Origin of the sequence: Rhizobium sp. P44RR-XXIV, assembly GCF_001999485.2 — a bacterium.
In the GTDB taxonomy this organism is placed as follows: Bacteria; Pseudomonadota; Alphaproteobacteria; order Rhizobiales; family Rhizobiaceae; genus Rhizobium.
Genome location: NZ_MPVZ02000028.1, coordinates 1683428 through 1696999 on the forward strand (window position 1 = coordinate 1683428; position 13572 = coordinate 1696999).

Sequence of the window (13572 nt, forward strand, 5' to 3'; positions counted from 1 at the left end):
TAGGGCGTCAATTCGTCTCGGTCAGACCGAGGAATGCGACGCCGGCTTTGCTTTCCTTCGCCTTGGCCTTGATGCCCGCGATCGAGGTGCTGACGCGGTTAATGTTGTCGATTACCAACCCCTCGGGCAGCTGCAGGATGCCGATTGAGCAGCGCATCAATGGGAAGTCCGCCTCCGCGCCGCTGCGGTCGTGGCCGCGAATGCGGCCGGCAGCACGGTCTTCGGCCGAATAGAAATCGAGGACATCCGCGTGGAAATCGGCGAGCAGTCGATCCAGGACCTCGCGGAGCTGCTCCATGCTCCAATCCGTGACGCCGATGAAGAAATCATCGCCGCCGACATGACCGAGGAAATTGCGCTCGGCGAAGAAATAGCGGCGCATCAGCGCGGCAAACAGCGAAATGGCGTGGTCGCCGAGATGGAAACCATAGGCGTCGTTGAACGGCTTGAAATTATCGAAGTCGCAGTAGCAGAAATGCCTGATTTCATCGCCATCTCGGCCGGCGCTCTGCATGAAATCGTGGATCGCCCTGTTGCCGGGCAGACCGGTCAGCGGGTTCTGATCCTGAGCGATCTTGAGCTGCTTTTCGTTGATGACCTTGATCAGCGACGCGGCCGAAACGATGCCGGCATAATGCGTGCCCTCAGTGACGATCAGGCAATCGCTGCTCTCCATATTGGCGAAGATCGCCATCAGCGTATCCGCATCGGAATCAAGCCCGACGATCGGCGCCATCTCGACGAAATGCGAGATCGACCGCTCATAGACCTTGTTCTTCAGGAGATCGCGGCCGAATGGCTGATAGATATATTCCTTGAGCTGGTACTCATGGATGATGCCCCGCGGCTCCTGATTGGCGTTCACGACCGGGAAATAAGCCCGGCGCGGATTGCGGCGAAAGAGTTCGAAGACGCTGTCGATGCTGTCGTTTTCGCGGATAGTCGGCAACACTTCGATTTGCTTGCGGATGAGGATTTCGTCCAGCGACTGGCTGTTGCGCACGGTCTTGCCGAGATCCTGCAAGTGCGGAAAGCTCGGCTTGAGTTCATTAACCAGCACCGTCGGGCGAGCGATGAACCAGCCCTGGACCAGATCGACGCCGAATTCACGGCAGGTCAGGAACTCCGCCTCGGTCTCGATACCCTCGGCGATGACCCGCGTGCCGAGGACGTGGGCGATATTGACGAGATTCCTCAGAATATGGCGCTTGCGGGCACTGCGATCGATATCGACGATGAAGTGACGATCGATCTTCAGGTAATCGACCGGATAGTCCGACAGGAGCTTCATCTCGCCATGACCGACGCCAAAATCGTCGATGGCCAGCTTGAAGCCCGCATTGCGCATTTTGGCGACCAGGTCGCAGAACTCGGGCACGATTGTATTGTCGAACCGCTCGGAGAATTCGAAGCAGATGGATGAAGGCGCGATCCCGGCCTTCTTCATGTGCTGCAACAGGCTATCGATCAGCGCGGCACCCTGCGGGATCAGGCGGACATCCAGATTGAGAAACAGGGTTGCCGAGACTGCATTGGGAAGGGTGGCGAATTTTGCCAGCGCGCGGCTGGTGACCATCTGTTCCAGCCCGAGAAGCTGGCCCATGCGCTCGGCTTCGTCGAGGATATCGATCGGGCTGTCGAAACCGATACGCTGCTGGCCTCGCATCAGGGATTCATAGCCGAAAACGGCGCCGGTGCCGGCCTCCACGATCGGCTGAAATGCATTTTCGATCACGAGTTTGGCGAGAGTGACAATCTGGTCGCTGGCATACCGGCGTAGCACGCCCGGTTCGACTGCGGCAGTCAAAGACATGCCCATCTCCCTTGGAATTCTTGATCTAATTTATTTAAGTAAAACTTTGGATTTACCGCGTTTTCGACCGAACATGCGCCATAAAGCGTCAACGAAACCTTTCCCTCATGTGAAAGTTTCGTGAATGGTAAAGCAATATTAACCATTCGTTCGGCCGAGCAAAATCGGGCGCCGCGACATGGCCGCGGCCCGAAAGCCGGTTTCCGGCTCAGTTATGCGGGTGCTTTTCGGCTTCGTAGTCGGCGAACATGTCGGCGACGCAACGACTGCCTCTTACCGTCTCGTCCTGATCGTTGGCGGCTTGCGGCACATCGCAGACGTCACCGCGCTTGCGTGCTGCATCCCACATGCGAAGTGCTTCCCGCACGACTTCACTGCTTGAAGCATAGGTACCTGTGTCGACCGCGGCGCGAATGCCGGCAGCCTGAAGCGGAGAGATGGAAACCGTTACCATCGGCATGATATTCCTCCCTTGACCGTCGTTAGGCGGAATATTCGCTGGAGACTTATTCCGCAGCCTTGAGCAGTGCTTTCGAGGCGTGTCTTGGACACGCGAACTCCAGATCATGGCGCCGTCACAACATCAATTCGGCACCGCACGCTCTACAACATGACGCCCGAAGAGTAACGCCGCTCACGCTCCTTGTCAAAAAGCAGCACTTTGTTATCCCCTTGAACGGCGGCTTATCGCCTGAGGATGAGGCCGAAGACAATCAGCGTCCAGCCCTGAAAAACCAGATCGAAGCCCAAGAAAAGACCGAGAATCCAGAGGCTGTTGACCGGCCAACCGAGCGCGATGGCGATGCCGGCGACGGCGGTCGCAAGCCCGCTGATGACGATCCAGATCCATCCGCGTTCCGGCATCACCTTGCGGCCGACCCAGACGCGAAATGTGCCGGCGATCAGGAGCGCAATAGCAAGGAACAGGGTCAGCGCCTCGGAGGCCAGGAGAGGGTTGGCGAAGGCAAGGATGCCGGCAAGCGTATAGAGCAGACCACTCAGCACCCAGAATACGATGTGCTCCCATCCGCGCACCTGAAACGCGTGCGCCAGATGCACAATGCCGCCGATCAGCATCAGCATGCCGACATAATAGACCGAGGCGACGGTGGCGATAAACAGATTGCCGAGAGCAATGCCGCCGCAGATCAGCAGCAGGACGCCGAGACCGACAAACCATCCCCATTTGTCGCCCATTGCAGATGGTGGAACTTCATCAGGAATATCGACCATGACCGTACCTCCTCCTCAAGGGAAGTATGGCACAGAAATGCAACTCGGAAAGAGGTTGCGGATTTTTCGCGGTTACCCGGCGCTCGCGCGATTTTTTTATTGATTGATCAGTCAATCAAAAATACAGTCTTCCCAGCCTTGGGGATTGATGCATGCCGAAAGTCGGAATGGAGCCGGTGCGCCGCAAGGCGCTTGTGGATGCTGCGATGCGCGTGATCGGCGATCACGGTTCGCTGACCGTGACCATGTCCGAAATCGCCAAGCAGGCGGGCGTCTCCCCTGCTCTTGCGCATCATTATTTCGGCAGCAAGGAACAATTGCTGATCGAGACCGTCCGCGTTCATCTACAGCGCCTGCGCGACAGCGTCGTGACGGCACTGCGCGCGGCACCGACGCCGCGCGAGAAGCTTTCGGCCGTCATCCGCGTCAGCTTCCAGGCCGACCAGTTTGCGCCGGAGACGATCGCCGCCTGGCTTGCATTCTATGCCGAAGCGCAGCGCTCCGAAGAGACGCGTCGCTTTCTCGTCATCTATGCCCGCCGGCTGCGGTCTAACCTGGTGGCCAATCTCAAGACGCTGTGCCCGGCCGAAGACGCCGAGCGCATCGCAGAAGGTGCCGCAGCGATGATCGACGGGCTTTACATCCGCCAGAGCCTGCGATCCGCCCCGATCAGCATCGAGGCGTCAATTGCGCTGACCGACGACTATCTGACAACCCATCTCAACGCGCTGAGGGGCTAGGGCATGCTGACAGTCTGGGGCCGCAAATCGTCATCCAACGTGCAGGCACTGATGTGGTGCATCGGCGAGCTTGGGCTTGCCTATAAGCGCATCGATGCCGGCTTCACATACGGCGTCAACGATACCCCGGAATTCCTGGCGATGAACCCGAACGGCACGGTTCCGGTGCTGCGTGACGGCGATGACGAGCCATTGTGGGAAACGGGCGCCATCCTGCGCTACCTCGCCACGCAATATGGCGAGGATGTCTTCTGGCCGAAGGATGCCCGGCATCGTGCCCAGATCGACAAATGGGCGGAATGGGCCAAGATCAATATCGCCCAGAGTTTCACCGGCCCGATATTCTGGCGCGTGGTGCGCACAGCCCCTGCTCTCAAGGATGAGACGGCAATCATTGCGGCCGTCGCCGCGCTCGCTACGAAGCTAGACATCGCCGAGTCGCAGTTCGGACGGCATAGCTTCCTTGCCGGCGATAATCTGACGCTTGCCGACGTGCAATTCGGCCATCTGCTCTATCGCTATTTCGACATCGACATCCAGCGTCCCGCCCATCCGCGGCTGGAGCGCTACTACCAAAACCTGACCGAGCGGCCTGCTTTCCAAGAGCATGTCATGGTGTCCTACGAAGAATTGAGGGTTCTATAATGCGCGCACAACCGAAAGCCTCGCATTTCATCGACGGGGAATATGTCGAGGACACCGACGGCACCCTTATCGAGAGCATTTATCCGGCGACCGGCGAAGTGATCGCCCGACTGCACGCGGCAACGCCTGCCATCGTCGAAAGGGCGATTGCCGCCGCCAAGCGAGCACAGCCGGAATGGGCCGCCATGAGCCCGACCGCACGTGGCCGCATCCTGAAGCGGGCCGCCGACATCATGCGCGAGCGTAACCGCGAGCTTTCTGAGCTGGAGACGCTGGATACGGGCAAGCCGATCCAGGAAACCATTGTCGCCGACCCGACCTCCGGCGCCGACGCCTTTGAATTCTTCGGCGGCGTCGCGGCAGCCGCCCTCAATGGCTCCTACATCCCGCTCGGCGGCGATTTCGCCTATACCAAGCGCGTGCCGCTCGGCGTATGCGTCGGCATTGGCGCATGGAACTACCCGCAGCAGATAGCCTGCTGGAAGGGCGCGCCGGCCCTCGTCGCCGGCAATGCCATGGTGTTCAAGCCTTCGGAAAACACGCCGCTCGGCGCACTGAAGATCGCCGAGATCCTCATCGAGGCCGGCCTGCCGAAAGGCCTCTACAATGTCATTCAGGGCGACCGCGAAACGGGGCCGCTGCTCGTCAACCATCCAGATGTTGCCAAGGTTTCGCTGACTGGCTCGGTGCCGACAGGCCGCAAGGTGGCGGCCTCTGCCGCCGGCAATCTCAAGCACGTCACCATGGAACTCGGCGGTAAGTCGCCACTGATCATCTTCGATGATGCCGATATCGACAGTGCCATCGGCGGCGCCATGCTCGGCAATTTCTATTCGACCGGTCAGGTCTGCTCGAACGGCACCCGCGTCTTCGTCAACAGCAAGATCAAGCCCGAATTCCTGAAGCGGCTGAAGAGCCGGACCGAAGCCATGCTCATCGGAGACCCGATGGACGAGGCAACGCAGATCGGCCCGATGGTCTCGTGGGCGCAGCGCGAGAAGGTGCTTGCCTATATCGAGAAGGGCAAGGCGGAAGGCGCGACGCTTGTTGCCGGCGGCGGCATCCCGAACAACGTCTCCGGCGAAGGCTATTACATCCAGCCGACCGTCTTCGCTGACGTCACCGACGACATGACCATCGCCCGCGAGGAGATCTTCGGACCGGTCATGTGCGTCCTTGATTTCGATGACGAGGCTGAGGTGATCGCCCGCGCCAATGCCACCGAATTCGGCCTTTCCGGCGGCGTCTTCACCGCCGATCTCACCCGCGCCCACCGTGTCGTCGACCAGCTCGAGGCCGGAACGCTCTGGATCAACGCCTACAATCTCGCGCCGGTGGAAATTCCCTTCGGCGGTTCGAAACAATCCGGCTTCGGCCGCGAGAATTCCTTGGCCGCGCTGGAGCACTATTCGGAACTGAAGACCGTCTATGTCGGCATGGGGCCGGTGCAGGCGCCTTATTGATCTACCTCCCCCTTGAGGGGGGAGGTCGCCGCGAAGCGGCGGGTGGGGGTGACCAGCCGCTATGCGCATACCAACGATCACCCCTCCCCGGCCTTCGCTCCGACCCTCCCCCTCAAGGGGAGGGTGTAGAACCGTCTGGATTTTCGCCGCTACCCACCTGGAGCACACGGTCATGCAAGCAGATTTCGTTATCGTCGGCTCGGGTTCAGCCGGTTCCGCCATGGCTTCCCGCCTGTCGGAGGACGGCAAGCATTCGGTCATCGTGCTGGAATTCGGCGGCAGCGACTTCGGTCCGTTCATCCAGATGCCGGCAGCCCTTGCCTGGCCGATGAGCATGGATCGCTACAATTGGGGCTATCTTTCCGAGCCGGAACCGCAGCTCAACAACCGACGCATCACCGCGCCACGCGGCAAGGTGATCGGCGGCTCCTCCTCGATCAACGGTATGGTCTATGTCCGTGGCCATGCCGAGGACTTCAATCGCTGGGAAGAGCTTGGCGCCCAGGGCTGGGCCTATGCCGACGTGCTGCCCTATTTCAAGCGGATGGAGCATTCGCATGGCGGCGAAGAGGGCTGGCGCGGCACGGACGGCCCGCTGCATGTGCGGCGTGGCGATGCCCGCAACCCGCTCTTCCACGCCTTCATAGAGGCCGGCAAGCAGGCGGGCTTCGAGGCGACCGAAGACTATAATGGCAGCAAGCAGGAAGGCTTCGGCCTGATGGAGCAGACGACCTGGAAGGGACGGCGCTGGTCTGCGGCCACAGCCTATCTCAAGCCGGCCCTCAAGCGGCCGAATGTCGAGCTTATCCGTTGTTTCGCCCGCAAGGTCGTCATCGAAAACGGCCGCGCCATCGGTGTCGAAGTGGAGCGCGGCGGCAAGATCGAAGTCATCAAGGCGAACCGCGAGGTGATCATTTCGGCGTCTTCATTCAACTCGCCGAAGCTTCTGATGCTTTCCGGCATTGGCCCGGCTCAGCACCTGCGTGATATGGGCATCGAGGTGAAGGTCGATCGGCCGGGCGTCGGCGCCAACCTGCAGGACCATATGGAGTTCTATTTCCAGCAGACCAGCCTGAAGCCGGTATCGCTCTATTCCTGGCTGCCCTGGTACATGCAGGGGATTGTCGGTGCGCAATGGATGTTCTTCAAATCCGGCCTTGGCACATCCAACCAGTTCGAAGCCTGTGCTTTCCTGCGTTCCGCAGCTGGCGTCAAGCATCCCGACATCCAGTATCACTTCCTGCCTGTCGCTATCAGCTATGACGGCAAGGCAGCGGCCAAGAGCCATGGCTTCCAGGTGCATGTCGGCTATAACCTGTCGAAATCGCGCGGCAATGTGACGCTTCGCTCCTCCGATCCGAAGGCCGATCCGGTGATCCGCTTCAACTATATGAGCCATCCGGAGGACTGGGAAAAATTCCGCCACTGCGTGCGGCTCACCCGTGAGATCTTCGGCCAAAAAGCCTTTGACGACTATCGTGGCGCGGAGATCCAGCCTGGAGAGAACGTTCAGACCGACGAGCAGATCGACGCCTTCCTGCGCGAACATCTGGAAAGCGCCTATCACCCCTGTGGCACCTGCCGGATGGGCTCGAAGGACGATCCGATGGCCGTGGTCGATCCCGACACCCGCGTCATCGGCGTCGACGGCCTGCGCGTCGCCGACAGCTCGATCTTCCCGCATGTGACCTACGGCAACCTGAACGGCCCTTCGATCATGACCGGCGAAAAGGCCGCCGACCACATTCTCGGCAAGCAGCGGCTGGCGCGCTCCAATCAGGAACCGTGGGTCAATCCGCGCTGGGAGACGAGTGATCGCTGATAGCGGACGTGACCGCTTCACATAATAGATTGACGTCGATGCATAGGGGGCGCAAAGACACCGTCAGTAAAGTGAAGCTCTGTAAGACAGTGTGACTATCTTAAGACGTCGTTTTTAAGCAGATTGCCCGAACAGAGTCCGCAAAGACCCGTCCATCAATCTGCCGGTCACACGTCCAATGCCCCCTATCTACCGCAAATCCAAGCTGCTCCGCCGTTCCCGTGTCATCTGGGGCTCCTTCAATCTCTGGCGGCCGCGACTGGTGTTCTGGACCGGCGCTCTGGCGATCGGGGTGATCAGCGTCGGCTTTGCCAAGCTTGCCGATCTGGCGCAGCGCGCTTTCACAGGCGTAACCCATTCCGGAGAATGGACATGGCTGCTGCCGCTGGTGCTCACGCCGCTCGGCTTCGTGCTATCGGCCTATCTCGCCACGACCTTGTTTCCCAACGCGCAAGGGAGCGGCATTCCGCAGGCGATCGCCGCGCGACATCTTCACCACCCCGAGGATCGTACGAAATTACTGTCGCTGCGGCTTGCCTTCGGCAAGATCGTGCTGACCATTCTCGGGCTTTTGAGCGGCGCCTCGATCGGCCGCGAGGGACCGACCGTACAGGTTGGGGCCTCCTTCATGCTGGCCGTCGCCCGCTTCGGCGGCATGGCACAGGCGAAGGGGCTCATCCTTGCCGGCTCGGCGGCGGGCATCGCGGCCGCCTTCAACACGCCGCTTGCCGGGATCGTCTTTGCTATCGAGGAAATGAGCCGCACCTATGAATCGCGCGCCAACGGTCTCGTCCTAACCGCCGTCATTCTTTCTGGCCTTGCCGCACTCGGCCTTTCCGGCAGCTACAATTATTTCGGCACGGCCGATGCCGCGCCGACGATGTTTCGCGACTGGATCGTCATGCTGATCTGCGGTGTCGGCGGCGGCGCGCTCGGCGCCACCTTCAGCGGGATGGCTCTCTATACAGGCATCCGTATCCGCCGCTGGGCGCAGCCGCAGCCGCTCAAGCGCATGCTGATCCTTGCCGGCCTGTGCGGCCTGGTCGTTGCCGCGATCGGCGTCTTCTCCGGCGGACAGACCTTCGGCACTGGCTATGAGCAGGCGCGCGGTGCTGTGGAGGGACACGCCCTGCCCGCGCTTTTCTTCGTTGAAAAGCTGCTCGCAAGCTTCCTGTCGATGATTTCCGGTATTCCCGGTGGCATATTCGCGCCGTCGCTCGCCGTCGGCGCCGGTTTCGGCAGCACGGTCGGCACGCTGGTTGGTGGCAGCATAGCGCTTGCGGCGATCCTCGGCATGGCCGGCTACTTCGCCGGCGTCGTGCAGGCACCGATGACCGCCTTCGTCATCATTCTGGAAATGACCGGCGACCATCAAGCCGTCATCCCGATCATGGCGGTCTCGATGATCGGTTATGTGACGTCGCGGCTGCTCTCGCGCGAACCGCTCTATCACGGTCTGTCGCGCGTCTTTATCGCGGCGGCAATCCGCGCGCGACGTACGATGGAGAAGGAAGCCGGCGAGGAGACCGCCGCCCACTAAGGATCAGGCCATCAGCCTGGTGACTTCCGGACCGTCAGGCTGGGCCACCGCGTCGGCGATAGTGGTCGAGAAGAGAACCTTGCGGGTCGCATCGGCAACCCGGGCGAAGACATGCCGGATTTCGCAGGTCTGCTCACCGTCGCAATCGTCGCAGCGACGATAGGCGGTGAGCGAAAGACAGGGCAGCGGCGCCAGCGGCCCATCGATGACGCGCAGGATCTCGCCGAAGGTGATCTCTTCGGCCGGCTTGCGAAGGAGATAGCCACCCTGCTTGCCACGACGGCTGATGACGATGCTTGGTGCTTCAGGTCGAGAAGGATTTGCTCCAGAAACTTCTTCGGGATCCTTTGCTGCGCGGCGATGTCTGAAATCATCATCGGTTCGCCTGCCCCGGACTGGGCCAGTGCCGATAGCGCGCGCAGCGCATATTTTGCTTTCTGAGTAATCATTTCGAACCGCTTACACACACATGCGATAGGTTTGGCCGATCTGTTCAGCCGGGCATTTGGCAATTCCGCAGGCTTCCTACCCGGCTAGCCTCGGGAGGAATACACCAATGGGGCAACGTCGGGAAAACGATGGCAACCCAGCCTTGTTTTCATTCTTTTGTTGCTATTCTCATAGTTTAGCTCAAAATCCGCCGTCACGCATCATTTTAGCCATCACTTCCGATTTCCATTTGACAAGCTGTGTGTAACTCTACTATTTCTATAGACATTAAAGCAAGCGCTTAAACATGGCTAGCCATATCAAGCGCTCCAGACTAGCCGCTTCAGACGGCCAAATGCCTTGGTTAATAGCCGAGGCGTTCGCTTTTCTTTATCAGCGCAGCTTCATGGAGATATTTACTCTCCATTCGCTTGCTTTCGAAATCTATTTTTCTGTCCGATGCCACCATGAACTGCAATACTCGCTTCAGTATCAGGACAGGATCCCCCCATGACTGCCATTACATCAATTGAAGATGCCGCCACGCTCAACAGTCAGCTGGCAGCGCTGGATCTTGCAGGCCGTCTGTCTCTGGTTGCCAGCCTCGGCGGGCGTGTCGTCTTCACCACATCGCTCGGAATAGAGGATCAGGTCATCACGGCCGAGATCGGCAATCACCGCCTACCGATCGAAGTGGCAACGCTGCAGACCGGCCGTCTCTTTCCTGAAACGCTCGCTTTGATCGCCGAGACGGAAAGCCAATACGATATCCATATCGTCCGCTACGAGCCAGAACAGGCCGATGTCGATGCCTATGCCGAGAAGTATGGTCTCAACGGTTTCTACGAAAGTGTCGAAGCCAGGCATGCCTGTTGTGGCGTGCGCAAGCTGAAGCCGCTTGCGCGCGCACTTTCCGGCGCCACGATCTGGATCACCGGCCTGCGCCGCGGCCAGTCCGCCAATCGCGCCGATACGCCTTTTGCCGAGTTCGACCCCGAGCGCAACCTGATCAAGATCAACCCGTTGGCGGATTGGGATATCGATGTCATCCGCGCCTACGTCGCCGACAACAGCGTCCCGGTGAATCCGCTGCATGCCCGCGGCTATCCCTCGATCGGCTGCGAGCCCTGCACCCGCGCCATCAAGCCGGGCGAGCCAGAGCGCGCCGGCCGCTGGTGGTGGGAGAACGACGAGAAGCGCGAATGCGGCCTGCATGTTCACGAAGAGGTGGCAAGCACCGCTCAATAGCATACCCCGCCGGCTCCCGGCTCCGATCCGAAGCGCGTTTCATCGCCGCCGATGTCTAGGGAACCAACGCATCCATTCTTTCCGGCCAAATTCCGGTCGAGACAATTGAAGTCCTGGAGTCATACATGCCCGATAGCCGTCCGGATACGGAACTTTCCAATCCGCAAAGCATCAAGCCGCCGCTCGATCCGCACCTGAAGGCGCTCGAAAACGAAGCGATCCACATATTCCGCGAAGTCGCGGCCGAATTCGAGCGTCCCGTCATGCTCTATTCGATCGGCAAGGACTCCTCGGTGCTGCTGCATCTGGCGCGCAAGGCCTTCTACCCTGGCCGCATCCCCTTCCCGCTCTTGCATGTGAACACCGGCTGGAAATTCGCCGAGATGATCACCTTCCGCGACGAGATCGTGAAGAAATACGATCTCGACCTGATCGAGCATATCAATCCGCGCGGCAAGGCGGAGAACATCACGCCCTTCACCTATGGTTCGGCCCGTTATACCGACATCATGAAGACGGAGGCGCTGCGCCATGCGCTTGATGCCGGCCAATTCGATGCCGCTTTCGGTGGCGCCCGTCGCGACGAGGAAGCCTCCCGCGCCAAGGAGCGCATCTATTCCTTCCGCACGCCCGACCATCGTTGGGATCCGCGCAACCAGCGTCCGGAGCTCTGGAACGTCTATAACGGCCAGATCCGCAAGGGCGAAAGCGTGCGCGTCTTCCCGCTCTCCAACTGGACCGAAGTCGACATCTGGCGCTACATCCAGGCTGAAGAGATCCCGATCGTACCGCTCTATTTCGCAGCGAAGCGCCCGTTCGTCGAGCGCGACGGCATGATGATCATGGCGGCCGATCCGCGGCTGGAGTTGCTGCCGGATGAAGTCAAGCGCGAGGAGCTGATCCGTTTCCGTACGCTCGGCTGCTTCCCGCTGACCGGCGCTATCCGTTCCACCGCCACGACCCTTGAAGAGATCATTGCAGAACTGGAGATCGCCACGGTTTCCGAACGTCAGGGCCGCGCCATCGATCGCGACCAGTCCGGCTCCATGGAAAAGAAGAAGCGTGAAGGATATTTCTGAGATGACCGCAAACGCCAACGTCGTCACCCTACCCGCTGTTGGGCCTGCCGCCGAGCCCGCCAAGGCGATCCGCGACTCGCGTCCGCTTCGCCTGATCACCTGCGGCAGCGTCGATGACGGCAAGTCCACGCTGATCGGTCGCCTGCTCTGGGATACAAAGGCCGTCAAGGAAGACCAGGCCGCCACGTTGCGGCGCGATTCCACCGGCAAGCAGAACGATCTCGGCCTGCCCGACTTCGCGCTATTGCTCGATGGCCTGCAGGCCGAGCGCGAACAAGGCATCACCATCGATGTCGCCTATCGCTATTTCTCGACCGACAACCGCTCCTTCATCGTCGCCGATACACCCGGTCACGAGCAGTATACCCGCAACATGGCGACTGGCGCTTCCACCGCCGATCTCGCCGTTCTGTTGATCGATGCGCGCATGGGCATTCTCGAACAGACGCGCCGCCACGCGACGATCGCTTCGCTGCTCGGCATCAAGCAGTTCGTGCTGGCCATCAACAAGATCGACCTGACGAACTACGACCGCGCCGGCTTTGAAAAGATCTCGCATGATTTCCGGGAATTCGCGCTGTCGCTCGGTGTCAAGCAGATTACGGCCATCCCGATGTCGGCCCTGAAGGGCGAGAATGTCGTCTATTCCGGTCAGGCCGTCATGCCCTGGTACAGCGGCCCGACGCTGGTCGAAGCGCTGGAACTGGCAACTGTGCGCTCGGCGCAGGCGGTCGGTTTCCGCCTTTCGGTGCAGCGCGTCTCGCGCCCCGGCGAAAGCTTCCGCGGTTATCAGGGCACGGTTGCCGGCGGCTCGGTGAAGCCTGGCGACAGCGTCATGATCCTGCCGTCGGGCATGGTCGCCAATGTCTCCAAGATCGTCACCTTCGATCTGGTGCGCAATGCCGCCGTTGCCGGCGATGCGATCACCCTCGTTCTCGATCGTCAGGTCGACGTCTCTCGCGGCGACATGATCGTCGCGATTGACAGCCAGCCGCAATCGGGCCTGTCCTTTGATGCGCAGATCGTTGCGCTGCAGCCTGAGGGCATCGAGGCCGGCAAGCGTTACTGGCTGAAGAGCGGCAGCCGCCGCCAGCGCGTGCAGGTGCAGCCGATCGCCCAGCTCGAGCTGAAGACCGGCGCCTGGGCACCGGCGCAGGCGCTGTGGATGAACGCCATTGGCAAGGTTCGTCTTTCCTTCGATGAAGCCGCTGTCTTCGACCCCTACGACCAGAACCGTTCGACCGGCTCCTTCATCCTGATCGACCCCGAGACCAACAACACGGTCGCCGGCGGCATGATCACCGGCAAGCGCACCGATGTCGGCGGCATCCACAAGGAAGGCCAGCGCGTTCTCCTGTCCCTGCCGGCAGATCTCGCCGAGCAGATCATGGCGAGCGAACTCTTCGTCAGCCGCCGCGACGAAACCGAAGTCCGCCGCGTGACATCGGCGCAGGCAGCGGAAATCTGGACGAACGCGGCAAGCGATATCTGATCGCTTCATAATACCTAATGGCAACGAGGCCGACTTGTGTCGGCCTCGGCACCGAGCGCTCCCGCGCG

General features: G+C 60.6%; 11 protein-coding genes and 1 pseudogene. 8 read left to right on the top strand and 4 right to left on the bottom strand.

What is annotated here, in order from left to right; translation table 11 throughout:
* Window positions 1-7: 7 nt before the first annotated feature.
* From BSK43_RS25405 to BSK43_RS25415, 3 genes are all read right to left on the bottom strand, one after another.
* Window positions 8-1813, bottom strand: a complete 1806-nt coding sequence (locus BSK43_RS25405) for an EAL domain-containing protein (protein ID WP_077471213.1) — start codon at window positions 1811-1813, stop codon at window positions 8-10.
* 208 nt (window positions 1814-2021) lie between these two features.
* Complete coding sequence (locus BSK43_RS25410) at window positions 2022-2273, bottom strand: type II toxin-antitoxin system ParD family antitoxin (protein ID WP_077471214.1); 252 nt, start codon at window positions 2271-2273, stop codon at window positions 2022-2024.
* A gap of 224 nt (window positions 2274-2497) precedes the next feature.
* Window positions 2498-3046 (bottom strand): HdeD family acid-resistance protein, encoded by a 549-nt coding sequence (locus BSK43_RS25415; RefSeq protein ID WP_077471215.1) that lies wholly within the window; start codon window positions 3044-3046, stop codon window positions 2498-2500.
* A 152-nt stretch (window positions 3047-3198) separates the two neighbouring features.
* On the opposite strand from BSK43_RS25415, the gene betI reads away from it, so the two are divergent.
* From betI to BSK43_RS25440, 5 genes are all read left to right on the top strand, one after another.
* Entirely contained in the window at window positions 3199-3786 is a 588-nt protein-coding gene (betI, locus tag BSK43_RS25420; RefSeq protein ID WP_077471216.1) for a transcriptional regulator BetI, read from the top strand.
* Between the two features lie 3 nt (window positions 3787-3789).
* Window positions 3790-4431: a glutathione S-transferase family protein gene (locus BSK43_RS25425; RefSeq protein WP_077471217.1), complete on the top strand. Its 642-nt coding sequence runs from the start codon at window positions 3790-3792 to the stop codon at window positions 4429-4431.
* Window positions 4431-5894, top strand: a complete 1464-nt coding sequence (gene betB, locus BSK43_RS25430) for a betaine-aldehyde dehydrogenase (RefSeq protein ID WP_077471218.1) — start codon at window positions 4431-4433, stop codon at window positions 5892-5894. Before BSK43_RS25425 ends, betB begins: the two co-directional genes overlap by 1 nt.
* A gap of 172 nt (window positions 5895-6066) precedes the next feature.
* The gene (betA, locus tag BSK43_RS25435) at window positions 6067-7716 is read left to right on the top strand and encodes a choline dehydrogenase (RefSeq protein WP_077471219.1); all 1650 of its coding nucleotides are present in this window, start codon (window positions 6067-6069) and stop codon (window positions 7714-7716) included.
* A gap of 178 nt (window positions 7717-7894) precedes the next feature.
* Window positions 7895-9256, top strand: coding sequence for a chloride channel protein (locus tag BSK43_RS25440; RefSeq protein ID WP_077471220.1), 1362 nt, complete (start codon window positions 7895-7897; stop codon window positions 9254-9256).
* Between the two features lie 3 nt (window positions 9257-9259).
* Here BSK43_RS25440 and BSK43_RS25445 read toward each other — a convergent pair.
* Window positions 9260-9705: pseudogene (locus BSK43_RS25445) on the bottom strand (Rrf2 family transcriptional regulator).
* A gap of 490 nt (window positions 9706-10195) precedes the next feature.
* On the opposite strand from BSK43_RS25445, the gene BSK43_RS25450 reads away from it, so the two are divergent.
* The 3 genes from BSK43_RS25450 to cysN all read left to right on the top strand — a co-directional run bounded on the left by BSK43_RS25450 (window position 10196) and on the right by cysN (window position 13504).
* The gene (locus BSK43_RS25450; protein ID WP_077471221.1) at window positions 10196-10933 is read left to right on the top strand and encodes a phosphoadenylyl-sulfate reductase; all 738 of its coding nucleotides are present in this window, start codon (window positions 10196-10198) and stop codon (window positions 10931-10933) included.
* A 125-nt stretch (window positions 10934-11058) separates the two neighbouring features.
* Window positions 11059-12012, top strand: a complete 954-nt coding sequence (gene cysD / locus BSK43_RS25455) for a sulfate adenylyltransferase subunit CysD (protein WP_077471222.1) — start codon at window positions 11059-11061, stop codon at window positions 12010-12012.
* Between the two features lies 1 nt (window position 12013).
* On the top strand, window positions 12014-13504 hold the full coding sequence (gene cysN, locus BSK43_RS25460; RefSeq protein WP_077471223.1) for a sulfate adenylyltransferase subunit CysN: 1491 nt from the start codon (window positions 12014-12016) through the stop codon (window positions 13502-13504).
* Window positions 13505-13572: the final 68 nt, after the last annotated feature.